This window comes from Bradyrhizobium sp. ISRA436, from assembly GCF_029910015.1.
Taxonomy (GTDB): Bacteria; Pseudomonadota; Alphaproteobacteria; order Rhizobiales; family Xanthobacteraceae; genus Bradyrhizobium.
On the sequence record NZ_CP094519.1, the window covers coordinates 4,879,253 to 4,904,255 of the forward strand.

At 60.9% G+C, this 25,003-nt stretch carries 22 protein-coding genes; 15 read left to right on the plus strand and 7 right to left on the minus strand.

The genetic code is table 11. The annotated features are described in order from the left end of the window. The first annotated feature begins 238 nt into the window (after positions 1-238). Positions 239-1,246, plus strand: coding sequence for an acyltransferase (locus MTX23_RS22980; protein ID WP_280972467.1), 1,008 nt, complete (start codon positions 239-241; stop codon positions 1,244-1,246). 18 nt (positions 1,247-1,264) lie between these two features. Here MTX23_RS22980 and MTX23_RS22985 read toward each other — a convergent pair whose 3' ends face one another. Continuing rightward, positions 1,265-2,338, minus strand: a complete 1,074-nt coding sequence (locus MTX23_RS22985) for a glycosyltransferase family 2 protein (protein WP_280972468.1) — start codon at positions 2,336-2,338, stop codon at positions 1,265-1,267. 484 nt (positions 2,339-2,822) lie between these two features. On the opposite strand from MTX23_RS22985, the gene MTX23_RS22990 reads away from it, so the two are divergent. From MTX23_RS22990 to MTX23_RS23025, 8 genes are all read left to right on the plus strand, one after another. Beyond that, complete coding sequence (locus MTX23_RS22990) at positions 2,823-4,514, plus strand: HAD-IIIC family phosphatase (RefSeq protein ID WP_280990743.1); 1,692 nt, start codon at positions 2,823-2,825, stop codon at positions 4,512-4,514. 59 nt (positions 4,515-4,573) lie between these two features. Further along, positions 4,574-6,013, plus strand: a complete 1,440-nt coding sequence (locus tag MTX23_RS22995) for an MBOAT family O-acyltransferase (RefSeq protein WP_280972470.1) — start codon at positions 4,574-4,576, stop codon at positions 6,011-6,013. Positions 6,014-6,015: 2 nt separating this feature from the next. Further along, complete coding sequence (locus MTX23_RS23000) at positions 6,016-7,131, plus strand: hypothetical protein (protein ID WP_280972471.1); 1,116 nt, start codon at positions 6,016-6,018, stop codon at positions 7,129-7,131. A 79-nt stretch (positions 7,132-7,210) separates the two neighbouring features. Then, positions 7,211-7,450 (plus strand): acyl carrier protein, encoded by a 240-nt coding sequence (locus tag MTX23_RS23005; protein WP_280972472.1) that lies wholly within the window; start codon positions 7,211-7,213, stop codon positions 7,448-7,450. Positions 7,451-7,456: 6 nt separating this feature from the next. After that, positions 7,457-7,921 (plus strand): VOC family protein, encoded by a 465-nt coding sequence (locus MTX23_RS23010; protein WP_280972473.1) that lies wholly within the window; start codon positions 7,457-7,459, stop codon positions 7,919-7,921. Next, a complete protein-coding gene (locus tag MTX23_RS23015) occupies positions 7,918-8,379 on the plus strand; it encodes a hypothetical protein (RefSeq protein WP_280972474.1) in 462 nt (153 codons plus the stop codon). Before MTX23_RS23010 ends, MTX23_RS23015 begins: the two co-directional genes overlap by 4 nt. Positions 8,380-8,516: 137 nt before the next feature. Further along, positions 8,517-9,500, plus strand: coding sequence for an NAD(P)-dependent oxidoreductase (locus MTX23_RS23020; protein WP_280972475.1), 984 nt, complete (start codon positions 8,517-8,519; stop codon positions 9,498-9,500). 641 nt (positions 9,501-10,141) lie between these two features. Next, on the plus strand, positions 10,142-12,556 hold the full coding sequence (locus tag MTX23_RS23025; protein WP_280972476.1) for a polysaccharide biosynthesis tyrosine autokinase: 2,415 nt from the start codon (positions 10,142-10,144) through the stop codon (positions 12,554-12,556). Between the two features lie 463 nt (positions 12,557-13,019). On the opposite strand, the gene MTX23_RS23030 is transcribed toward MTX23_RS23025, so the two are convergent. Next, positions 13,020-14,186, minus strand: a complete 1,167-nt coding sequence (locus MTX23_RS23030; RefSeq protein WP_280972477.1) for a polysaccharide biosynthesis/export family protein — start codon at positions 14,184-14,186, stop codon at positions 13,020-13,022. A 93-nt stretch (positions 14,187-14,279) separates the two neighbouring features. Next, positions 14,280-14,729 (minus strand): hypothetical protein, encoded by a 450-nt coding sequence (locus MTX23_RS23035; protein ID WP_280972478.1) that lies wholly within the window; start codon positions 14,727-14,729, stop codon positions 14,280-14,282. Here MTX23_RS23035 and MTX23_RS23040 point away from each other — a divergent pair. From MTX23_RS23040 to MTX23_RS23060, 5 genes are all read left to right on the plus strand, one after another. Next, positions 14,711-15,337, plus strand: a complete 627-nt coding sequence (locus MTX23_RS23040) for a hypothetical protein (protein ID WP_280972479.1) — start codon at positions 14,711-14,713, stop codon at positions 15,335-15,337. The genes MTX23_RS23035 and MTX23_RS23040 overlap by 19 nt on opposite strands. A 261-nt stretch (positions 15,338-15,598) precedes the next feature. Next, positions 15,599-16,852, plus strand: a complete 1,254-nt coding sequence (locus MTX23_RS23045) for a hypothetical protein (RefSeq protein ID WP_280972480.1) — start codon at positions 15,599-15,601, stop codon at positions 16,850-16,852. A gap of 72 nt (positions 16,853-16,924) precedes the next feature. Next, positions 16,925-17,587, plus strand: coding sequence for a hypothetical protein (locus MTX23_RS23050; RefSeq protein WP_280972481.1), 663 nt, complete (start codon positions 16,925-16,927; stop codon positions 17,585-17,587). A gap of 176 nt (positions 17,588-17,763) precedes the next feature. Continuing rightward, positions 17,764-18,096 (plus strand): hypothetical protein, encoded by a 333-nt coding sequence (locus MTX23_RS23055; protein WP_280972482.1) that lies wholly within the window; start codon positions 17,764-17,766, stop codon positions 18,094-18,096. A 1,023-nt stretch (positions 18,097-19,119) separates the two neighbouring features. After that, positions 19,120-19,860, plus strand: a complete 741-nt coding sequence (locus tag MTX23_RS23060; RefSeq protein WP_280978153.1) for a metallophosphoesterase — start codon at positions 19,120-19,122, stop codon at positions 19,858-19,860. 90 nt (positions 19,861-19,950) lie between these two features. Here the strand turns inward: MTX23_RS23060 and MTX23_RS23065 are convergent, their stop codons facing one another. Next, entirely contained in the window at positions 19,951-21,390 is a 1,440-nt protein-coding gene (locus MTX23_RS23065; RefSeq protein WP_280972483.1) for an undecaprenyl-phosphate glucose phosphotransferase, read from the minus strand. 568 nt (positions 21,391-21,958) lie between these two features. Between MTX23_RS23065 and MTX23_RS23070 the strand changes: the two genes are divergently transcribed. Then, entirely contained in the window at positions 21,959-22,249 is a 291-nt protein-coding gene (locus MTX23_RS23070) for a hypothetical protein (RefSeq protein WP_280972484.1), read from the plus strand. Positions 22,250-22,530: 281 nt separating this feature from the next. On the opposite strand, the gene MTX23_RS23075 is transcribed toward MTX23_RS23070, so the two are convergent. The 3 genes from MTX23_RS23075 to MTX23_RS23085 form a co-directional block, all read right to left on the minus strand. Further along, entirely contained in the window at positions 22,531-23,541 is a 1,011-nt protein-coding gene (locus tag MTX23_RS23075) for an NAD-dependent epimerase (RefSeq protein WP_280972485.1), read from the minus strand. A 227-nt stretch (positions 23,542-23,768) separates the two neighbouring features. Next, positions 23,769-24,182, minus strand: a complete 414-nt coding sequence (locus MTX23_RS23080; RefSeq protein ID WP_280972486.1) for a hypothetical protein — start codon at positions 24,180-24,182, stop codon at positions 23,769-23,771. 58 nt (positions 24,183-24,240) lie between these two features. Next, positions 24,241-24,525 (minus strand): hypothetical protein, encoded by a 285-nt coding sequence (locus tag MTX23_RS23085; protein WP_280972487.1) that lies wholly within the window; start codon positions 24,523-24,525, stop codon positions 24,241-24,243. Positions 24,526-25,003: the final 478 nt, after the last annotated feature.

Below are 25,003 nucleotides of genomic sequence, written 5' to 3' on the forward strand. Positions count from 1 at the left end.
CATCGCGCCCCAAGCGGAACCGCGTCGCAAAAACACCGCATAGCGTCCACACGGACAACGAAGTCCGCCGGGAAGATGGAAGCTCCCGCGGATGAACCGGACGCCGAGAGAACCGGCGGCCGCGCTTTGCACCGCAGATGCCCGACATGCGAAGGACTGATGGCCGCGCATGCAACGTCGTTGCGCGGAACCGTCAAGGACGCCTCCCGGGCCGTGACAGTCACTACGGGAGACAGCATTGGCCAGGCTTCTCTCTATCCAATATTTGCGAGCATTTGCAGCCTTCGGGGTCGTCGCTTTTCACGCGCAAGGCTTCACCTACGGCCGGACGCTCGTCATCGGCAGCGCCGGCGTGGACATATTCTTTGTGGTCAGCGGATTCGTCATGTGGACCGTGAGCGCATACCGCACGCAGACGCCGGCGGAGTTCTTTGTAAACCGCATCGTCCGAATCGTCCCGATGTATTGGTTCGTGACGCTTTCATTCGTCGCCGCGGCACTTGTCTTTCCGGCGCTGTTTCCGCGGCTCGTCGTCAGCACCACGCACACACTCGCATCCCTCTTCTTTGTTCCGATGCGATCTCCGAGCAACGGCGAGATTTGGCCGGTGGTGGTGCCGGGATGGACCCTGAACTGCGAGATGTTCTTCTATGCCATTTTTGCCTTGGCACTCTTCCTCGAGAACACCAGGCGGCTGCTCTTCCTGGCCGCGACGCTCTTCGTTCTGATCCTGGTCGGTCGCCTCTACACCGGCGACAGTCCGCCGATCATTTTCTACACCAACCCGATCATGCTTGAGTTCCCGGCGGGGATTTTGCTGGGAAGAGCCTTCGAGCAGGATCGCCTGCCGCGGCTCCGCTGGGGTTATGTCGCGCTGGCGGCCGGTCTATTGCTGTTTGCCGCCTCCGCCTGGCTCGCGATTGACTCGCCGCGCGTGGCGGTGTGGGGCACTCCGGCGTTCCTCGTCGTTGCTGGAGTTGTCATCATCGAAAAGAACCGGAGCGTCCGCCTTGTTCCTGTCCTTGCCCTGCTCGGCGATGCCTCATACTCGATCTACCTGACGCATACCCTCACCATTTCCGCGATCGGAAAGTTCAAGGCATACTTCAATCCAGCGACGTTCTTCGTTGCAAGCCTAGCGCTTTCGGCCTTGATCGGCGTCGCCGCATGGCGGCTGGTCGAGCGTCCCTTCGCCGAGTTTCTCAAGCCACGTCCCAGGGTTCAGCAACCGCATTTCGCGGAGTGAATGATACCTTGTTTCGGATCAGGCAGCCGCTGGCGCTTTCTTCACCACGCGGAGCAGACTGAGCGCTCGCCTCATCCATTGCGGCCGGGCCGTCGGCACATAGCGCCAGCTCACCACGGAGCGCCGCAAGCCGCGCGGGCCGAACAATGCAAGGATCATCCACAAGAACAGCGACGTCCGCTGCGCCTGTGAGAAGCCTTGCGGAAACGCCAATGCCTTGAAAGTGGCAGATGCAATCTGCATCGCGCTATCGCCCGCAATGGGATGAATGTCCGGCCGCAACGAGTACGACGCCGCGCGCAGACACAGGAACAGCAAATTCCTGTTGAGCGCGCCAGCATCCACCAACATGCCCGCGCTGCTCGCCACTTCCGTGAAGAATTTGTGACGCCGACGCGTGAGGTCCACCTCGCGCGCGAAGCGGCTGTCGTCCAGATGCAGATGCGCGCCGTGGTTTAGCCCGTGAACGCGATAGTCCACCAGCGGCTTCGGGATCGTGATGACGTCGCCATATACGGGGGCCGCCGCGATCAAATAGCTATCGGGCGCGCGATCGATGAAATCAGATTCAAAACTGAAGATTCGCTCCACCACCGACCGCGGATAGGCGCTGCCCGATCCTGGAGGCGTCGGATAGACACCGGTCGTCGTAACCCAGGTGCGAATGTCCCGAGGCGTGGGATGCGAGTAGTATTGCGGCAGGATACTGCCCGTCGGGTGTCCCTTGGCATCGACGACCCGCATCTGAAACTGGAACTTGCTGGCCGCGTCAGACCAGGCTGCTGCAATTTCAGTCATAATGTCTGGATGAAGAGCATCGTCGGAATCAAGAAATATCACGACGTCGCCAGTGCAGCGACGGAACCCGTTGACGCAAGACGGCATCTGACCGGCATTCACCTGGCTGATGATGGTGATCTTGTCGGCATAGGCTTTGATCACCTCGAGCGAATTGTCCGTCGATCCATCATCAACGACGATCACCTCGACATTCGGCCAGCGAATGTCGAGCGCGCTCTTGACCGCAGTGCCTACATAATCCGCGTAATTGTGATTGGGAATTACGACTGACAGGACGAGTTCATTCGTCACTTCGGGTTCCTCACATGCAATCGAAGCCGAGTCCTTATTTCGTATTTGTGCGGCGTGACAACAGATTATCACTGCACCCGCATGCGTTGCATTCTTGATAACGTCGAAACCGTGTCATCGCTTCCGCATATGTGGCCGCATTTTCACTCGCCATGAAACTGTCGAATTATGGATAAAGATTGTGGCTAACAACAGTGAGGGGAACGCAAGCAAGTCGGGCAATAAGCGTGTTGCCAAAATAGAGGGAACGGCCGTGTCCGCAGAGCTGTATCGAGAACTCGCCTGGCTTCCAAAACCTCCGTCCGATTTCTCGATCCGCTGCAGGGAACTGGCAAGCGGTTCCGACAGCGCCCTCGGAAAGAAAATCAGAGCACTCGCGACCTACGCACTCGATGAGCGGCAACTGTCGAGACTCGGACGGACGATTCGATCGTTGCAACTCGGCGGCGAGTCTCTCGCACCGCTCGTCCCCTTTCGCCTCGGCTTGATCGGAAACGGAACGCTCGACCTGATCGTTCCCGTTTTGGTTGCAACGGCGGCCCGCCATGGTTTTGCGCTCGAATGCGTCACCGGCGCCTATGATCAATATCTGCAAGACGCGCTGCAGCCAGAGTCCCTTCTCAACAAGGCGCAGCCCGACGCAGTCCTTGTTGCGCTCGATCATCGGGGATTGTCGCTGCATCCCTGCCCGGGCAACGAGCAACTAGCCACCGAGACCGTTGACGCGGCAATCGGACTTCTCGATTCGATCCGTGCCGGCATATCGCGCAACAGCGGCGCGCTGTGCATCTTGCAAACGCTCGCCGCGCCGCCCGAAGGATTGTTCGGATCCTTCGACCGCTCTCTGGCCGGCACGGCCCGCAATCTGGTCGATCGCGTCAATCAGAAGATCTCGCACGCGGCGCTGCAGTCGACCGACATGCTGCTCGACGTCGCCGGCATCGCCGAGACGGTTGGCCTTGCCGACTGGCACTCTCCGGCCCAGTGGAATCTCGCAAAACTGCCGTTCGCGGATGCCCTGGTGCCGCTTTACGCCGAGCATGTCGTGCGCATCATCGGCGCGCTGCGCGGCAAGAGCCGCCGCGTGCTCGTGCTCGATCTCGATAACACTGTCTGGGGCGGCGTGATCGGCGACGACGGCATGGAAGGCATCCAGATCGCGCAGGGCGACGCCACCGGCGAGGCGCATCTTTCCGTCCAGCAGCTCGCGCTGACATTGCGGGCGCGCGGCATCGTGCTCGCGGTGAGCTCAAAGAACACCGACAGCGTCGCGCGGCGGCCGTTCAAGGAACACCCGGACATGCTGTTGAAGGAAGAGCACATCGCGGTGTTCCAGGCCAACTGGAACGACAAGGCGACCAACATCCGCGCCATCGCAAAGGAGCTTGCGCTCGGCCTCGATTCCCTCGTCTTCCTCGATGACAATCCGGTCGAACGCGGCCTGATCCGGCAGGAGCTTCCGGAGGTGGCGGTGCCCGAGCTCGATGCCGACCCTGCAAGCTACGCCCGCACGCTGGCCGCGGCCGGCTACTTCGAGGCGATCAATTTCTCCGAGGAAGACCGCGCGCGCGCCGAAATGTATCAGGCCAATGCACGCCGGCTCAGCCTCCAGGGCCAGGCGACCGATCTCAAGTCCTACCTGCGGTCACTGGAAATGCGTATCGTGTTCGGCCCCTTCGACCGGACAACGCGAGCCCGCGTCACCCAACTCATCAACAAGAGCAACCAGTTCAACCTGACGACGCGCCGCTACACCGAATCCCAGGTCGAGCAGTTGGAGGCCGACGACGGCGTCATGACGCTGCACGCGCGGCTGATCGACAAGTTCGGCGACAACGGGATCATCTGCGTGATCATCTGTCGCGCCACCGGCCGCAACACCTGGACGATCGACAGCTGGCTGATGAGCTGCCGGGTGCTCGGACGATGCGTCGAGCAGGCTGTGCTGGCCGAGATCGTCTTGCGGGCGCGCGCCGCCGGCATCACGACCCTCGAGGGCGTCTATCTTCCGACTGACAGGAACGAGATGGTTCGCGACCACTACGGCAAGCTCGGCTTCGCGCGCCTTGACGATGGCGCTGACGGAAGCAGCCGCTGGGCACTCCGGACCGACGTTGAACTGGAAGCTTTGCCGATGACGGTTCAGCGCGACGAGAAGCAGTTTGAGCCGGCTTGATCGGATCAGATCTCCGACAGACTTGAACGATAACTTCTGAGAGCCTCGAGCCCACGGACATGAGTCTGACATCGCCCCTGTTTTTTGCCTTTCTTGCCGCGGTCGTTGTCGCCTTTCACATCAGTGAATCGGTCGGTTACCGACGGTTCGTGCTCGGGGCCGCGAATGCGATCTTCATCGCAAGCTACTTGAGCGACGTCACGCAGGTGTTGCCGCTGCTCGCCTTCCTGGCACTCGGCTATGTCTGTGTATCCGCGCTTTATCTGCGCCAGTTGCCTCTGGTGTTGACGGCGGGCGTCGTTGCGATCCTTTGCTGCTACGTGTTCCTGAAGCGGTTCTCCTTCTTTGAAGGGTTGGGCCAGCTTCCGTTCCCGTATCTGACGGTCGGGCTTTCGTACGTCCTGTTCCGCATCCTGCACATCATGGTGGATGTGCGATCCGGAGATCTCACCGAGCGAATTGGTCCGCTGGCGTTCTTTCGCTTCACCTGCAACTTCCTGTGCTTCGTCTCCGGCCCGATCCAGCGCTATCAGGATTTCAGCGCGATGGACGGGAAGGCAGCGGTTCAGGTCGATGCATCGATGGCTTATGCGGCGTTTTCCCGAATCGCGACCGGCTACGTGAAATTTGTCATCATTGCCGCGACCGCTGACTACGCCTTCACGTTTGTCAGTCCGCACCTGCTGCAACCAGGCGGCCTTTCGTTCCTGAAGCTATGCGCCATCTATGCAACGGTCGCTTCGCTGTACACGGTCTATCTGTATTTCAATTTCTCCGGATACATGGACATCGTGATCGGCATCGGAACCCTGCTCGGGCAAACGTTGCCGGAAAACTTCGACAGGCCGTTCTCGGCGCGCAGCTTCCTCGAGTTCTGGCAGCGCTGGCACATGACGCTGTCGCAATGGTTCAAGTTCTATCTCTTCAATCCCCTCCTGATGTTCCTGATGACCTGGCTGCCGTCACCGGCGCTGACGTCCTATCTGGGCGTTCTCGCGTTCTTCATCACGTTCGGCGTGATGGGCGTCTGGCACGGCACGACCGCGGTCTTCGTCATCTACGGCCTCCTGATGGGCGCCGGCGCTAGCATCAACAAGCTCTGGCAGGTGGCGTGCACCGAACGCCTCGGCAAGAAGCGCTATCGCGCGCTGAGCGAATCCACCGCCTACATCTATGTCGCGCGTGGCCTCACGGCCGCCTATTTCGTGCTGGCACTGACCTGCCTCTGGGTCCCCGAGCTGCCTCAGTTCACCGCTCTGCTGGCGCGGCTCGGCTTCGCCGGTGTGGTCGCAACCTTCGTCGTGGTGGCGGCGGCGTTCGGGATCGCTGCGCTCATCCTGGATGTCGTCCAGGCTCGTCTTCGCATCCCCGTTACTCTGTCGGCGATCCAGAGCGGCGAGATCACCAGAAATCTGCACCTGGCAGGCAAGATGATGGCGATCGTCGCCGTCGCGACCCTGCTGCACAAGGCTCCGGACTTCGTCTACAAGGCGTTCTGAAATTGAAATACATCCTTCGACAGTCGGCGTTCACCTTGTTGTCGTTCGCCTTTCTATATGTGCTGCTCGCCGGCGCGTCGTTCCTCGTCTTTCCGGATCCATCGAGCGCCGGTCCGCGGGATTTCCAGGCCGCGGGAGAAACGCTCTACATGACAGTTCCCAAATATGTCTTCCTTGGCCGCAGCGTGCTGGCCAACCCGGATCGGAAGATTATTCTGGTGGGAGCATCGAATACCGGAGTCGGATTCCGGCAGAAGCTCGTGCAGTCGAAACTCGCCTGCGCCAAGGTCAGCAACCTCGCGATGGGGGGCGCCAACATCACCGAGGTCAGGCAGGTGATCGATCTTGTCCACGATGTGCAGACCGATCAGGAGCGCCGGCAAAATACCTTCGTCATCGGCATCTGGTTCGGCATGTTCATCGATTCGGATGTGAAATTTGCCGATGGCGACCGCCATCGCGGCGAGAGCGATATCGATATCGAACGGTACCGCTACGGCTTCTATCGTCGCACGCCCGACGGTCCGGTTGCGGTGTTGCCACCGCAATGGCTGGACGCGGGTGTCATGGCGATCCGGCCGTTCCTGCTGCTCGAGAAGGCCGCGCGCGAGGCCCGGGCCGGCGTCAATCTCGTGATGACCGGCCGCACCAGCGCCCAACGCACCGACGACGAGCGCGAAAGCGTCGTGATGACGGAGGCGGACAAGCAAAAGGCGTTGCAATACTGGACGGAGACCATGGGGCGCCCCAACGACATTGCTCCAGGCCAGGTCGACGTCCTGAAAAAGACCATCCAGGCGCTGCTGGATTCAGGAGAGAAGGTCGTGCTCGTCGACCTGCCGATCCCCGCCTGGCATCGCGATGCAAGCCCGTATGAACCGAGCTACCGGTTGGCGCTGAAGGGCCTGCTTCAGGAATTCGGCGATCAGCCGAACTTCGCCTCGCTGAGCATGGACGATCTCGACAACGACCTCGACTATTCGGACGAGGTGCACGCCAAGCGGCATCTGGCCGATGTCTGGTCGATCAGGTTGGCGAAGACGCTGGATTCGTTCCTCTGCCAACAGAAGCCCGACAACGCGCCGCGGGTCACCACCGTGCGCTCTTCGGAGGGCTGACAACCGTCCAGGACAACTGACCGGCACGCAATCCGCGCGCCGCGCACCACCACAACTCAGTCGACAAAGGAAGACGCAAATGGAGAAGGCCGAAGTCTACAGCAAGCTCACCGCGGTTTTTCAGGACGTGTTTGACGAGGACGACCTTGCGCTGACGCCGCAAACCACTGCCGACGACGTCGATGGCTGGGACAGCCTGTCTCATATCCGCCTTGTGCTGGCCGTATCGAAGGCGTTCGGCGTGAAGTTCTCGGCTTCCGAGATCGGCGGCCTCAAGAATGTCGGCGAGTTCGCCGACCTGATCGAGAAGAAAGCGTAACGGCGCGTGAACCACTCGGCGAACCACATCGCGTCAGCATCGGACGTACTGGCTTTCCATCACCTCGGGCTTGCGGTCGCCGCCCCGGAGGAGGCGTTTCGTTACCTGGCGTCACTCGGCTATGTCCCGGGAAACTCCGCTTACGATCCGATACAGCGGGTCAACCTCGCCATGCGGCATCACCCGGTGATGCCGGATGTCGAGGTGATCTGGCCGGGCAACGGCCCCTCCCCCATCGACAAGCTGATCAAGCGGACCGGCACCATGATCTACCATTTGTGCTACGCCTGCCCCAATGCCGAACGCGCGCTCGATGCGCTGGCGGAGTCCGGGGTCGAGATCGTGCCGGTCGGCACGCCCGCGCCGGCGATATTGTTCGGCGGCCAGAAGGTCTCGTTTCACCATGTTTCCGGTTTCGGCCTCATTGAGCTTCTCGAAACCGACATTGAACCTCAGGCGACGATTGCATGAAGACCGCTTACTGGGTACGCCGCTTCAGTCATGTCAGCCGCAGTTCGTGCAGCCTGACGCTCGCTGCCCTGCTTGTCGCAGTGCCGGCACAGGCTCAGGTCGTCGGCTTCGGACGATCGTCGGCGCCAATGTACGGAGGAACCGGCGTGTCGCCGATGCCCGCGAACCCGTTCCCGCCGATGAAGGGTACATATGCGCCGCCCCATAAGGCGCCGGACGGGACAGCCTGCATATCGGTCCATCCGTCGACGCATCCGCAGGTCATCAATCCGAAGATCATCGATCAGATCGTGACCTTGAACAACGCTTGCGGCCAGTCCATCAACGTTCAGGTCTGCTATGCCGGCAGTTCGGACTGCATCAAGGTTGCACTGAGCGGCTACCAGAAGCTGCAAAGGATCCTCGGGATCTCGGCAGGTTCGACCGCATTCCGTTACGAGTACCGCGAGCTCTATTGATGGCGCAGTCAACACCAACCGCAGCCCTTGTCGGGTCGCACGCTGCTTGCCCGCCGACGCATGTGGTCACTCATGACATCCCGACGGAGATCCACCGCGCCGAATTCAGCACCCTCACTCGAACCGGGCCTTGAGGCATGTCGAACACCGCACAGGCAATCGTATTCGGCGGTGCCGGCTTCATCGGAACGCATCTGATGAACCGGCTGGTCGCATCCGGACAATACCAGCGGGTCGTTGCCGTCGACATCGGCAAGCCGCGGACCCTGGTTACCGGCGTCGAATATGTCCATCACGATGTCCGTGAACCGGTCGACACGAAGCTTGCACGCGGCGCGCCTGCCGACATCTTCAATCTGGCGGCGATCCACACGACACCGGGCCACCCGGACGGCGAATACTACTACACCAATGTCCTCGGAGCGGTAAATGTGTGCCGGTTTGCTAAGGAAACCGGCAGCCGGAATATCACCTTCACAAGCTCGATATCCATTTACGGTCCGAGCGAGGCCCCGCTTGACGAAGAGTCGCAGCCCGCGCCGGTCAGCGCCTACGGACGTTCAAAGCTATCGGCCGAAGCCATCCATCGCCTTTGGCAGTCAGAGGACGCGGCAAGACGACTCACGATCGTTCGCCCCGCCGTCATCTACGGCCTCTATGAGGGAGGAAATTTCACGCGGCTGTCGCGGCTGCTGCAAAGACGGGCTTTCGTCTATCCCGGCCGAACCGATACCATCAAGTCGTGCGGCTATGTGAAGGACCTGGTGTCGTCGATGCTCTTCATGGCGGCGCGCAACGATGGCGTGTCGGTCTACAATTTCTGCTACGAGCACCGCTACACGATCAGCGACATCTGCGCAGCGTTCACGCAGGCCGCCGGCTACAAGAAGCCAACGCTGACGATTCCGATATGGTTCATGAACCTCGCCGTCCTTCCGTTCGAGGTGCTGCACAAGGTCGGCATCAAGACCGGGATCAATCGCGAACGCATCCGGAAGTTGTGGTTCTCAACGAACATCCTGCCGAAGCGGTTGGTCGCCAGCGGGTTCAAGTTCGACTACGACGTAACGAGCTCGCTTCACGAATGGAAGCACGACTCCGGCCTCGGCGATTTCGATTGATCACCGCGCTCGGCCTCGAGCTGGTCCCCTGACGGGGAGGAATGTTCTCGAGTGTGGCCTAATCCAACGACAGATGGTGACGGTCCGCCTCGGCTTGGCGTTCCCCTCCTTGAGCTGTCGCGGCCGCTTCATCTCGGTCGGCATCGAGCCCGTGGCACTTCGTCGCTCCAGCTGTAGACATCGCGTCGCTGATCCCCGCTCGGCCGCCGACGCCTTAACCGGTGCGTTCCACCCCCGCCTACTGTGCAGTGCAACTGTGCCACATTTCCACCCGATGGAACCCGGGTTTCGCGCGCGCCACCGCCACAGAAATAGGCCTCCAATCGCAGCTTTGGGCACGTTCCTTCTGGTTGCATTCTTACACACTTGCCCGCCTGTCGCTCTATATTCGATTTGTCGCTGCACGTGACCGGCTGCGCACCGGCAACCGGCACGGGAATTGCTGGGTTTGAACGGGAACCACAGTTGACCAGCGATGGCGTCCTCCAATCCGAGGCAAGTTCCGGAAATGTATGATGCACCGCACTCTTGCTGACACATTTGTTTGGCACGTTCGGGGGGCTGATGCGTTCAGCGTGGGCCAATTTTTGCTCACTTCGGCGCGGCACAATCCAGGAACTCAAGTCAGGTAGACGAGCCGGATGCTCCAAACTCGAATCACACCCCCTCGCGAGATCGAATCTCCCACGCAAGAGTCGGCTTCGCTGGAGCAGACGATTTCTGCCGCGGTCGCGCTGATCGGCCGCCAGTACCCTGTGATGATTTTCGTGATGTGCCTGTGCATCGGTCTGGCCGGCGTCTATTTGGTGACCGCACCGAAGCGATATACCGGCACCGCCGTGCTCCTGATCGACAGCCGCAAGATGCAGGGCCTGCAGACCCAGCAGGCAACTACCGCCGACAGTTCGATCGACTCAGCCATGGTCGACAGCCAGGTCGAAGTGCTGAAGTCCGAGACCATTGCGACAAACGTCATCAAGCAGCTGCACCTGCTCGATTCGCCTGAGTTCACCGGCGAGGAAGCAGGGCTGCTCTCCAGCGTCTCGAACCTGTTTTCCTGGATGTTTCCGGAACAGCGCCCGTCCGAAGCCGCATTGATGCGTATCGCGATCGGCAAGGTGCTCGGCAACCTCTCGATCAAGCGCGTCGGCCTGAGCTATGTCATCGAGATTTCCTACCAGTCGCGCTCGCCCGACGAGGCCGCACGTATCGCGAATGCGGTGGCCGAAGGCTACATCAACGATTCGCTGGAGTCGAAATATCAGGCGTCACGGCGCGCGGCGGTCTGGCTACAGGATCGGCTGAAGGAACTGCGGACGGAGGCATCCACCGCAGAACGCGCCGTCGTCGACTTCAAGGCGAAGAACAACATCGTCGATGCCGGCGGGCGGCTGCTGACCGAGCAGCAGCTGGCGGAGATCAACAGTTCTCTGACGCAGGCTCGCGCGCAGCGCGCCGAAGCGCAGGCCAAGCTCGAGCGGATCACGGCAATTCTGAATTCGGACGACGGCGACTCCAAGGTCATCCTGAATGATCTGGCGACCGTGACCGACACCATGAACAATCCGGTGATCACCAAACTGCGGCAGACCTATCTCGATTACGCGGCGCGTGAGGCCGACTGGTCCAATCGATACGGACCGACCCACCTTGCGGTCGTCAACCTGCGCAACCAGATGCGCGAAATCAGGCATTCGATCACCGATGAGCTGCGGCGCACGGCCGAGGTCTACAAGAGCGACCTCGCGATTGCGAAAGCGCGTGAGGAATCCAGTCAAAAGAGCCTGAACGATACAATCGCGTTGTCCAATGGCACCAATCAGGCACAGATCGCCTTGCGCGATCTGGAGAGCAATGCACAGAGCGCCCGCGCGCTGTCGGACAACTTCCTGCAGCTCTACATGGTCTCGGTTCAGCAGCAATCGTTTCCGATCACTGAAGCGCGCGTGATCACGCAGGCGTCCAATGCTCCCAACAAGACATCGCCCAAGACGACCCTCATTCTGCTGGCGACGCTGATCGGCGGCGCAATCCTCGCAGGGGGCGTCGCCGTGCTGCTCGACATGATGGATCGGGTGTTCAGAACGGTGTCTCAGGTCGAGCAGTACCTCCACACCAGCTGCCTTGCCTCGATCCCGACGATCGGCAGCGAGCAGAACGCGCGCCTGGCCTCGCATCCTCTGCTGTCCAGAGCAGGACGGCTGTTCAACAGGCGAACGAAGAAACCGCAGCCAGCGGCACCAAAGCCGGTTGCAGCGGCAGCTTCGGGTCTGCCGCTGGGAAAACCCGAACTCAGGTCAAGACACCCGCAGCCACATGGCGATCGTCTATTGGCGGCCGACCAGAGCGTCGGCAGATACGTGATCAACTCGCCCTTCTCGCGCTTTGCGGAGGGCTTCCGTTCGATCAAGCTTGCATGCGATCTCAGCAGCTACGGATCGTCCAACAAGGTGGTGGGCATCACCTCCGGGCTTCCCAATGAAGGCAAATCCACGGTCAGCGAGGCGCTGGCCCAGACCGTTGCACAGAGCGGCTCCCGGACGCTCCTGATCGACGGTGATATCCGCAATCCAAGCCTCACCGCGAGGCTGGCGTCCTCCGCGCAGGCCGGCTTGATCGACGTTGTCCTGGGCAGGGTCGATTGGACGGATGCGGTCTGGATCGATCCCCAGACCAATCTTCATTTCATGCCGTGCGTTGTGACCTCACGCTTCTCCAATTCCAGCGACGTGCTGGCCTCGCAGCAAATGGAACGACTGTTCCAGCATCTTCGGGAGCACTACGATCGCATCATCCTCGACCTCAGCCCGCTCGCACCAGTGATCGACGTTCGCGCCACCGGGGCGCTGGCGGATTCGTACATTCTGGTCGTCGAATGGGCCAAGGCCAAGGTCGACATTCTCGACCGCGTGCTGAGCGAAGCCCCTGTCGTCCGCGAACGCATGCTTGGTGCAGTCCTCAACAAAGTGAACATGGCGGTGATGAGCCGCTACGACATCTACAGCGCCGGCTACTACCGCAATCGGTACTACAAGCGGTACGGCTACGTCGACTAACGCTTGGTAAAGGGACGGACGCGATCATCCGGGCAGTCGGTGAGAGCGGCGCCCAGTGGTTCGGCTGCGCCCCGCGCCGAGAACTGATCCCATCTTTCGCCGCCGCGCGTGCCCTCAATCGGCGGCGCGGGGGCAGCCATGCTCACGTGCTCGGCGAGATCCCGGTCGTCTGCGCGCGCGTGCTTCGCGCGGCCCTCGACAGCTCAACACGATAAACATGGCGGTGGCGACCGCGTCGGCTATACCGCAATCAGCGCTACGAGAGGTACGGATACATCGATTAGCGCCTGAGCCGTCGAAGGAGTGCCCGCCTCATCCGGTCAGCCAATGAGACGGCCCGTCCTCAGCTAGATCAGCATGACATGCCGAAGGCCTGATGGCCTCTCAACCCGTCGCAGCGATCCCTTGGATTTAGGCCCAGGTGCTGGGCCGGCGACGCCGGCCCAGCCTCTCTGGTCAAGTGTCACTGACGCGAGTTGATCCTCAGGATCTGCGCGTTGTTCGCGGCGACGATCGTGCTGTTGGCAGTGCCGACCACCGCCTGGACGAACGTCAGGAACTTGGTCGTGTCGACGGTGGCGGCGTTCGCGGCAAACAACACGTCCTTGTCCCGCATTTCAAACTTGCTGGCGAGGAAGAAGCCAGACGGATCGCGGAAGTCGGCGTTGTACACCACGGGCACCAGCGGACCGGTGAACCTGGAGCAGTCGACGCCCAGCCGTTCCACCAATTCGCGCGGCTCGCGCCGATAGACATAGACGCCCGCGGGTTCGGCCTGCGCATCAATCAGGCCGCCAGCCTTGGCCATCGCCTGCGCCATGGTGATCTTCCACATATCGAACGGGAACTGGGCCTGCCCGCCGAAGTTTCCGCCGATCGTGAACGCACCAAAGGCGAGGAAGACTTGCGGTTCGCGGTAAACATAGATCGTGTCGCCGGGATGGACCCAGACATTGTTAGCCGGCTGATACACCAAGGCTCCGAACGGAACCGTGGCGCGCTTGCCGCCGCGCTCCAGCGTCACCCAACTCTCCCAGCCCGGCCCTGTCAGGCCGCCGGCGCGCGCGATCAGGTCAAGCACCCGCTCGCCGGCCGCATTCGCGGTCAAACGGGCCGGCGTTCTCACTTCACCCAGCACGCTGATGAGAGAAGTGTTTTGCGTGATCAAGGACACCACGACTTGCGGTTCAATGGCGCGGTTTCCGATTGCCTTCACGATATCGCGCTGGATGTCGGTCGGGGTACGGCCGTTGGCCTTCACTTGACCTGCGTAGGGAACTGTAATGTTCCCGTTCAAATCAACGTTCTGGTTTGGCAAGGCCACAAAATTACCTGGCCGCACACCGGCCTCTGCCGGGATAAACAAGCCTCCGGCGGCGGCTTCGAAGATCGACACGGCCACCGTGTCTCCGATGCCAAATCTGATGCCTGGCGGTGGCCGACGATCGGGAAACGACCCCGCGATGGCTCCAGGGCCATATTCCTTCAGGATGTCGACAACGGTCGGTGTGAGCTTGACCAAGACGTAATCCGGCCCCGACCGCGTAATCTCGCTCTTGATGACGTGATCTTCCGGCCCGGACGATGGCATGATCGCGCATCCCGCGGAAGAAAGCAGAATGCCGAGCAAGACTCCCCATACTAAAACGCTACGCCTCACAACGCGTCCCCCCTCACTCCAGGCTACACTTCGTCAAATTCCCCAAGCCGCGTCAACGAAGCCCTAGGAGATGGTGAGAATAAGGAGATGATGTTGCAGCGCAGTTACAGGTAAGCGCGATTTTAAATGGGCAGCGACACTGTCTAATACAGGAGCACTGCCCAATATTCGTTGTGTCGGCACGCAAGTGTCAGGCAATGTGATTGCAAATCGACTGCTCCCTTCAGCAGTTCCATGCCGCGGTTCCACCGTGATACTGATCCCTCTGGTGTTCCGATTGACGCGGTAACGGAATCCGTCTGACACCAAATCGCCACGGTTACTGTCGCGTCGACGGCTTGAAATCAAACTCCGGCGGATCGAGATCCGCGCCTGCGGACCAAAATCGGCCACAACGGCATTGCCGGTTGCCTGCAACAAAATTGAGCGATGCAACCGATCATCTTTTGATACTAGTGCGACGTTGTTGGGCAAGACGTCCAGCACCGGCTCAAATGAAGGTTCCGTCATCATCGCCCATGATACGTCCAATACTGCTGTGCGCTGCTCTACTGGTTGTCGCTCATGGTTCCAGCCGGGCCGAGACGCCACGTCCGGGCATGATGAACTGCGCGTCCGGTGCCAGTCCCGAGCAGCGACAGCGGTGCGACGAGGAAGCCTTCAAGCAGGTTGAGGCCGGCAGCCAATCGACACAGCTCGATGGCGGCTGGCGATTGGTGAGAAGCAGAGACCCCGACGGCGGCACCGACGCCATTTCGGCGATGCATGTGGTCGATAGTGCCAGATCGGATGCGCGTCTTGCGGGCTTGAGCCTGCAATGCGGACGCGAGGGGATCGACGTTGCGCTCATCGTCCTCGAGCCCTTGTCGCGCTCGGAGCGGCCGACCGTGGTCTTGACGACGGGAGGAAAGCGCGCGGAGTTCGAAGCGTCCGTGGTCCAGGGCGGTGCAGCGTTACGGCTGCCCGCGGATGCGTCGAAGCTTGCGGCCAGTGATTGGCAAAACGCCACTGAGCTCTCCGTCGAAATCGCGGCCAAGCCGAACGCGATCCGTGGTGCCGTGCCGATCAGTGGACTGCCGACGGCTCTCAGCTACCTGTCGCAAAATTGCCATGCCCGGTAGGTCGATGGCGGGAACCTCGTGGGTTCCCTGTGTGAAGAAGCGCTTCGAGCATCCTGCCGGCAAACGCCGAGCGTAAATTGCAATCTCGACAGGCAACGATTGGCCGCGTGTTGGCGTCGCGCATTCGCATATGCGATAGTTGGGACTGGCCGCCCTTGTCGCGGTGAAATCATTCCCGCCCCATTCCAGCCCAGCTTCGAAGTCTCGCATTTGTCGGTTGCCTCTTCCCTCCTGACCATACTGCTAGCCGCGGTTCCGACCTTGGTCATCGCAAACGGCGTTTTCGCGCAGCAAGCGATCGCACTTGTCGCCGCCGTCATGCTGGCCTTGGCGGTCAGGGGAGCCGACGCCGAACTCACATCGACCGCGCAATTGCTCAAGCGATTTTCGGCCGCAATCCTGATCCCAGTTATCTGGATAGTGGTCCAAATCCTGCCATTGCCGTTCTCGTCGTTGGCAAACCCAATCTGGTCGGCAACTTCGATCGCGCTGAACGCGCCATCGCTGCCGGTCCGCATCAGCCTTGATCCCGGCGCGACACTGCAAGGCCTGTTTGCTTATCTGGTCTACGTGTCGCTGGCGTTGTCGACTATCATCATCAGCAGGGATCGCCACAGGGCCGAAACGATCCTGTTCGTGTTGTGTGCAGTGACGACTTTCATGTCGCTCGAAGTCCTGTTCGGCCGGCTTGATTTTTTTGCCGCCATGACTCCGGCCGCAGACGCCCCAACGAGCCCGTTTCCCGCAGCAGCCGCGCTGGCCACGGTCGCCGACACCGCACTCGTTGCCCGGGCGTTGGAACGGCACCTGCACCGGCGGGACATCCGCGATCTGGCCTCGGTCCGGCTCTGGCTCGGGCTCCTTTCCGGTTCGTTCGGAATTGTCGTGGCGATCGCCGCGATGGCGACCCTCGCGCGAGGAGCGCTGCTGGCGGTCGCCGGCCTGGGATTGACCGCGATCGTCTTCATTGCTGCGGTCCGCCGCCTCGGCTTTCGCTCGTGGCCATCCGCGGTCTTGTTTGCGATTCTCGTGGCGATCGTCGGCTCGCTCGCCGTGCCGCGCTTTCAGTCCGGCGGTTCGAGCCTGCTTGGATTGGTCAGGTTCGCTCCCGAAACAGTGGCATTGGCAGGTCACATGCTCTCCGATGCACCGTGGTTGGGAAACGGCGTCGGAACGTTCTCCGTGGCGTCGCGGACCTATCAGAACATTGACGCCGCGGCGCCGGCGGTCGCTCCTTCCACCGCGGTCCTGGTCGCGATCGAGTCCGGACGGCCTGCGCTCGTGATCCTCGCGGGCTTCGCCGCCCAACTGTTTTTCGCCATGTTTCGCGGCGCCGTTCGGCGAGGACGCGATTCCTTCTTCGCGTCGGCCGCGGCTGCCGGCGTTCTAGTTGTATTCTTCGAGGGCTTCCTTGACTCAAGCTTCTCGAGCCCCGCGGTCAGGATCGTCGTAGCCGTCATGATCGGATTGGGACTTGCACAATCTGCCGGCCGGACAAGCGGCCTCAAACGCTAGGCGACCACCTGCTCGCACCATAGTAGGATGGCTCTACGCTCACGTCTGACCTCTGCATCGGAAATGGCTTCATTGAGCAGGATTCGTATCCCTCTGATGGCGCTGGCGCTGGCCATCGGATTCCATGTCGTCGTCTCCGCCGTCACGGAGATGACGGCGCTCGAGCGCGTGCCATTTCCGTCCGATGCCGCCAAGATCAGCTCGCCCTGGGCCGGAGACGTGCCTTCCCTTTCGGCAATGCTCTTACCATTCGGATCGGAGCCGGAAAGCAACCACGCCTTGATCAGCGCGCTGCAGGCTATCGAGGCCAGCCGGAAAAAGCAGACGACCGTACAATCCGCCCAGTACGCCGACGCCATCGGACGGGTCAGGCGGACACTGTCGATCTCGCCTTACAATCCCGAGCTCTGGCTCGCGCTGGCACTGCTTCAGGCGCAACGCGATTCGCACGACCCCGTCGTGTTCGAGGCACTGAAGATGACCTATTTCACCGCTCCAAACGATACGCGGTTGGTGCCGGTGCGGCTCGACGTCGCAGGCCGTTTCGATATGCTTGCTGATCCGGACATCAAGGACCTTGCGCGGAGCGACATTCGGCTGATCATGACCCACCGGCCGGAGCTAAAGCCCGCGATCGTATCGGCCTTTCGACGGGCGTCGGATCGCGGCAAGGCCTTCCTGCAAGAGGCCGTTCAGTCGATCGATCCGCCATTCGCGCAGACCCTACGTGGCTAAAGGTCGGGCACGACACAATCGCGAATTCGGAAAGCTGACAGACAACGCAAGACGCAGACGGCTCATTGACCCATCTTGGCCACACTTCATCCAATTTTCCGTCGGCAAGTATCGTTCCGGTTGCTCGTCCCGGCGCGAGCACTTAAGGTCTGATCGCGATCAGGGGAGCGGAAGCGATGTCACGATGCTATGTCGGTCTTGTTGTACTCGCCTCGACAGTGATCATTTCGGCCGCGCCGGCGTGCGCCGCCGACTATGCTGTCCATCCGCGGAAAGCGCGCTCCGCAGTGTCCGTCCTGCAGATTGACCGTGGGCCGAGCCCTTATTGCGGCCCGCGATGCGGCTGCCCCGCTCCGGTTTATGTTCGGCACCGCTCGCTCGAGCAGGCCTATCCCTACACGTTCGATCCGCGCACCAAGAGCGACGAGCCACATTATTACTATGGACGTAACCGCACTTACGTCCGCTACGTGAATCCGCGCAATCCCGATCTGGTGTTTCAATACTGAGACGGATCCACCGGCGTGTGAATCGGTCGATGAGAGCGGCGCCATCGCCGTCGTCGCGGTACTTCGCATTGGCGTCCAGGCGCAACCGATTGCTGCATGATTGAGACGACGAGTAGCAATGGCCTACGGGCGCGATTGAGACCACTCCCAGGCCTGACGCGATATCCCGCGCTCCAATTCGTCCGAACGTTGGCCCAGCGGTCGGCTGTCGGACCATGCGGGCCATGATTCCGGAAAGCTCGAACCGCTTTGCGAGGACATGTAGCGCCCATACATCATGTGGTGCGCACGGCGCTTGCGCGAGCGCTGTGCACGCGTCGCGTAGCCGAGGACGAATCCGAGCAGGAAAGACGCTACCAAGATCAAAGCTGGAAGCATGTTTTATGTCCTGTGCAGATGGCGAATATTTTCATTTCTGGGCTATGACGTCATCATAATTCCCGCATCGCACGATCGTTCATCCCTCAAATCTTTGTGCAGGGCAGCACCGCGCGAATAATCAGTTCAGGAGAACAGCCACGTCGCAAACTCGCCCAATTTCGAACAGCCGTATAACGTCCGAGCGGCACGTTACGAGCTCCACTCGTCAACTCGTTTCTGTCCTGCAAGGAGGCGACAACTGGCGCAGCCACATATATGGAGCGAACCGTGAGCGCGCTTGCACAGAATCCATAGTGAGACTATGCAGTTTATGATCCCATGCGGAACCCAGGCGCTTGTCGGGCATAACGCAACATGGTGACGATCGGAATCATGCCAAGCCAGGCTTGCTCTTTGCCCCTTTCAACGGCGCCTTGTGCCAGCTCGCAAGCGCCTGCGAGCACGTGTGTGCGAGTTTGACTTCGCACCGCACCAGAAGGTCTGAGCATGTCCAATCCCACGAGGTCTCGTCTGGACCGCTTCTGCCTGTGCTTTGGCCCCCCAACAAGCGCTTGCGAAGCTTGACTTGCGAGACCGCGCTCGCGGTTGGAACACATCGGAGCTAACATGTTCCGACCCTTTCGCGAGCGTCCCCGCCGTCAGATGTTGTCACCACGCCGATCTCATCCGTCGAAGCACAAGCCGAGACTTCCGGATGGGGTACGCATCTACGCGATGACCGATATTCACGGTTGCGCTCATTTGTTGAAGCAGATGCTGCGGGTGATCGACGCCGACGTCGCGCGGAGCCGTCCGCGCTATGCCATCGAAGTGTATATGGGTGATTACGTCGACCGTGGCCCGGACTCACGAGCCACCCTCGATATCCTGGTCAACCGCAGCCGGCGGGGCAACACGGTCTTCCTGAAAGGAAACCACGAAGTGTTTCTCGGCAATGTCCTGCGCAATCCGTCGCTTCTGACCGAGTGGCTCCATGTCGGCGGGCTATACACGCTGATGTCCTACGGGTTGGCGCCCTCCTCCGCCCCAGGAGAAGAGGAGCGGCACGCTCTGGTACGAGATTTGGCGCGCGCGATGCCGCGCCAACATCTGGAGTTTCTCGACAAATTGCGCCTGACGTTCAGCTGCGGCGACTTCTTCTTCGTCCACGCCGGCGTCCGCCCAGGAGTGCCGCTTGCCGAGCAGCAGGAGACAGACCTGCTCTGGATCCGCGAGGAATTTCTGCAAAGCAAGCAGAACTTCGGCAAGTACATCGTGCACGGCCACACGCCCGTGCAAATGCCTGAGCTGCTGGACAACCGTGCCAATATCGACACTGGCGCGTTTGCGACCGGCAATCTCACTTTGCTGACGATTCAGGGCACCAGCATGCTCGCCGTCTAAGGCCCGCTCGCGGGAGCGCCCTCGACTGACGATAATCGCCGACGCGTAAACATCGCAGTCCTCGCCGCAGCAGCAGCATGGCGACTGGTCTCAATAGGCCTCCTGGTACATCAGCGCGGTCGCCGTCCGGATGATGATCCGGATGTCGAGCCAGATGCTCCAATTGCTCACATACCAGACGTCATACTCGACGCGCTTTTCCATCAGATCGATGGTCGGGGTTTCGCCGCGGAAGCCGTTGACCTGGGCCCATCCGGTCAGGCCGGGCTTCATGTGGTGCCGGTAGACGTATTTGCTGATCAGCTGGTCGTAGTAATTGTCGTGGGCCAGCGCGTGCGGACGCGGACCGACCAGGGACATCTCGCCGCGCAGCACGTTCCAGAGCTGCGGCAACTCGTCGATGCTGGTCTTGCGCAGGAAGCGTCCGACCCGCGTCACCCGCTTGTCCTGCTTGGTGGCCTGCGTGACGGTGGAGCCGTTCTCGGCCACGGTCATGCTGCGGAATTTCCAGATCTGGAACGGCTTGCCGTTGAAGCCGCGGCGCGACTGCCGGAAGATGATCGGACCGGGTGTATCGAGCTTGACGAGCAGCGCCGCCGTCAGGATCAGCGGCGCCAGCATCAGCAGGGCAAAGGACGCCAGTCCGATGTCGAGGCAGCGCTTCTGGACCCGCTCGAACACGGACAGCGGCGGCCGCTGGATCTCGATCGCCACGGTCCCGCTGACCGGCAGGAACGGCCGCGACACCAGATCGGCGATCGGAAAATCGGGCAGCAGGCGGATCGGCTGCGGAACCACCCGAAGATGCTGGCTCAGCTTCTGCAGCATCGGCAGCTCGTTCCAGTCGATCGCCACGAGATATTCGTCGACGTCAGCCGCACGCGACTGACGGATCACGTCGGCGATCTGCTGGCTCCAGGCCCGGTCGTCCTGCTCCGGACCCACGCTGAGCACGAAATGGCGCACGACGTCGAAACCGTGCTTGCGAAGATCCTTGAAGCGGTTCGACGTGAAATCCAGCGAGCGCAGGCTGAGCATGATGACCTTGCGGTCGATCAGCCGCTCCTTGGCAAAGGACGACGACAGGCAGTAGCGCCAGATCACACGGTGCGTGACAAGCCCAAGCGCTCCGATCACCGTGAACAGGATGATCGTGCCGCGAGACAGGTTGGCCGTCGACTTCAAAAGGAACGCCGCGACGGCCAGTGTCGTCAGCGCGAACAGCCAGGTGAACAGGACCTTGCGCGATTGCCAGAGCGTATTCAGCAATCTGTGGTTGTCATAGGCGCCCTGAAAATAAGCGGCTACGACGAACACGATGCCGACAATCAGTCCGGCGCCGACCGAATTGTCCGGGTCGGTCGGCGAATTCATGAACGCACGATAGAGCGTGCTCGCAGCCATGTAGCTGAGCAGGATGAGAAGGAAGTCGCCGGCGATGACGAAAAGCTGAAACGGTCTCTGCAGCGAGGTCCCGCGGTTCGACGTCAGTATGTGGATTCCATCGGAGCCGTATGCTGTTGCAGACATCTCGAACCTCATCATCACTTCAACGGTCGCGCGCCGCGTGAAAGAAAATGGACAAAGCCAACAAATATCGGTGGGAAAGACTCGACCACCGCGAAACGATCTAGCGCCAAAGAAACGATCTAGCGCCAAAAGCTTGCCTGGGAAGTTCGGGTTCGCGCGAAGCCAGCGGAAGTTGTTTAGTAAACGAAGCGATATTGTGGCGCCGCACTAGGAAAATCAATTTCGCTCTTCGCATTGCAAAAATGTGACGCGTACTTCGATCACAGCATGATGCATGAGCAATCAATTCGTGATGCGCGATCGTTCAGCGCGCAGGGAACTCATGCGTCATGAGTATTGCGCAATGAAGGGCGACTGGTTGCACGACTTGCCATCATGCGATTGAGACTTCCTTGTGCAACGCACCGCTGCTCGCAACGAGCGCGTACGAAACAGGTTCGTTGATTCGTCTCTCCAGGCATGCAGTACGTTCCGCACACCAACTTGATGTCACGACAATTCGACTGTGGCGCTTAAACCAATCTTAGCTCGCCGCCGTTAGGGACTGTGGCGTCGAGGAGTAACGAGTGTGACCACATTGGCGATCTGCTGTACTTTGTACGGCGTGGCACTGGGTGTCCGATTCAGGTTTTTCGTCCTCGTGCCCATGCTGTTGCTGGGCGCGCTCCTCGTCATCATGCTGTCGTTTGCACGGGAGCTGACCTTCGGTCAGGCACTAACCATCGCCGCCCTGTTCGCCGGCTGCCTGCAGTTCGGATATTTGATCAGCGCCCTGTTCAGGCACATGGTCGGCCCCACGATGGTCATCGACCGAAAGGAACCGCTGCCGGTGCGGAGTTCCGCCGAGCGCCGAATCTGACCCCACCGAAACGCGGCGAAAGCTGACGCAATCCTGGCACAAAGGCGGTGGCCGCCTGATGTCGACGGTCGGGAACTCGCGTTGCCAATGCAAACTTGCGTTGCCAATGCATCTTGGTCCAGAGCTGGTGGGAGAGAGTTCCAGCCGGAACCGGTTCCAATGCTGGAATCAGACTTGCTTACGGTAGCCCTCGCCGTCTCTCGGTTCCTCATGGTCGATGGTCGCAGTGGCCCCGGTTACGCGGCGCGCGGGAGCAGACCAGGGTTCCCGAGCGTCGAGCTTCAAACGCGATAATAGTCGCGATACCAGGCGACGAACGTCTCGATCCCCTGCTCGATCGCTACCCGCGGCCGGAAGCCGACGTCGCGCATGAGGTCATCGACGTCGGCAAAGGTCTCGAGCACATCGCCCGGCTGCATCGGCAGCAGGTTCTTTTGCGCAACACGACCGAACCCCTTCTCGAGCAGCGCGACCACGTGCATCAGGTCTTCCGGCTTGCTGTTACCGACATTGTAGATGCGCCACGGCGCCTTGCTCGTGCCCGGATTCGGCGTTGCGCCGGACCAGTTCGGATCGCCTTGCGGCACGCGATCGACGATCCGGGCGATCGCCTCGACGACATCATCGATATGGGTGAAGTCGCGCCGCATCTTGCCGTGATTGAACAGGTTGATCGGCTCACCGGTGGTGATCGCCTTGGCGAACAGATAGAGCGCCATGTCGGGCCGGTACCACGGTCCATAGACCGTGAAGAGACGAAGGCCGGTCGCCGGAAGGCCGTAAAGATGGCTGTAGGAATGGGCCAGCAACTCGTTGGCCTTCTTGGTCGCCGCATAAAGGCTCACCGGATGGTCGACATTATCGTGCACCGAGAACGGCAGCTTGGTGTTGGCGCCATAGACCGACGATGACGATGCGAACACGAGATGCCGGCAGTCGTTCCGGCGGCACCCCTCCAGCACGTTGACGAAGCCTTCCAGATTGGAATCGGCGTAAGCATGGGGATTTTGCAGTGAGTACCGCACGCCGGCCTGCGCGGCGAGGTGCACCGCAGCCGGAAAGCGATATTGCGCAAACAACGCCTGTATTCCCGCCCGATCGGCCAGGTCGAGCTTCTGGAAGGTGAAGTTGGGACGCGCCCTCAGGTGGTCGAGCCGCGCCAGCTTGAGCGCCGGATCGTAATAGTCGTTGAGATTGTCGATGCCGACAACCGCCCTGCCCTCGTCCAGCAGGCGCTGCGCGAGATGAAAGCCGATAAAGCCCGCACAACCTGTCACTAGCAAACTGGCCACAATCCGCTTCCCACCAATACTGCCGGAGGGCGTCGCGCCCGATGAAATCGCTTCAGGTCAAACGGGCCACGCGCCTCAAGAACACGATCTTCGCCGGATTCGATCCGGGTTTGCCCAAACGGCGTTATTCCTACCGATATTGCGTGGAGGATCAAGCATCAAGGGCGACGCCCGGGAGCCGGACTGTCGCGTCACCGCGGAAAATGCGCCGTCTTGTAGTGGCAGGACTAGCCGGCGACAGACACCTTGTAGTTGGGAAAGCGGCTCAGCACCGCGGCTTTCATGAACTTGAAATGAGCGATCTCGGCGGAGAGTTCCTTCAGCCGGCGCTGCCCGTTGGCGATCTCGGCAGCGAACAGGTCCTGGTGATGGTTGTCGAGTTCTTCGCGCTCGAGATATTCGTCGGTACCGTTGCCGAACGTCACGGCGGCACGTGCCAGCACGTCGTCGACCCGGCGGCTCAGGCCGGATTGTTCGCTTTCGGCCGCATGCAGTGCGGCGTCGATCGCTGCCATGATTGAATCGATCCGGGCCCGGTCCGTCTCGGCATCGCGTTCTGGCGAGCGCGCCCTGAAGCCGTCGTCGCCCAGGCGGCCCTTGATGTAGTTTTGCGCTCGAGAGCGCAAGAACAGCTGAAACATCCGCGTTTGTCCGATTCAGGCGCAATCAGGAGACGATCATACCCAAAATCGCCTCGCCTTAGTTAAGAAAAGGTAAATCCTTTCTGCGCTCCGTACGCGTATTCTCAATCCATTGCAACCATGCACGATCGTGCTTGCGGTACAGCTCGAGCCAACGCCGCGCCGGCCCGCTGGCCGCGCGGCTCCCCGCGTCCCAAACCACATGCCCGGCATCGTGCAAGTTCGACTGGTGATCAAGCCGTTCGAACTCGAAGGTTTCCTCGAAGGTGAGGCCGATCAGAACGCGCCGGCCGTTGCCGTCGATGAAGTAGCGCCGTGGCGCATTGTTCCCGAGATCAGTCATTCCATGTGAGCTCGTTTGCGATCGAGCAGCAGATCCAGCCGCGAGCCGCTCTCGAACCGATCCCGATGTACGCAGCAACGCCGATCACGGACACCCGCAGGACGACCAGCCGGCGCAACGCGCCTGCTCCCCGACCAGATCAACCGATCGGCCTTGATCTCGCTGCAAGAACCACGCGACCGCAATGACACGCGCCGTCGCTGGTGTCTAAGCCACGCTTGCTCGCGATCGCCGTCACACCAAACGCGAACCTGCGGCGGCGCGACCATCAACATGGCTAGAATGCCCGCCGAGCATGACCGAATGTTGTGCAGGGTTGTCTCGATCTATCCGGCGTGTGTGGCAGCATGCGTCGCTTGTGCGATCGCCAGGCGCGCATCCCGTATCCGGCGAAGAAGCCTGCGAAGAACGTCGTCAACAAGATCAGACCACCGAGCATGTCCGTCTTCCCAATTCATCCGCTGCGTATCTACAGTCC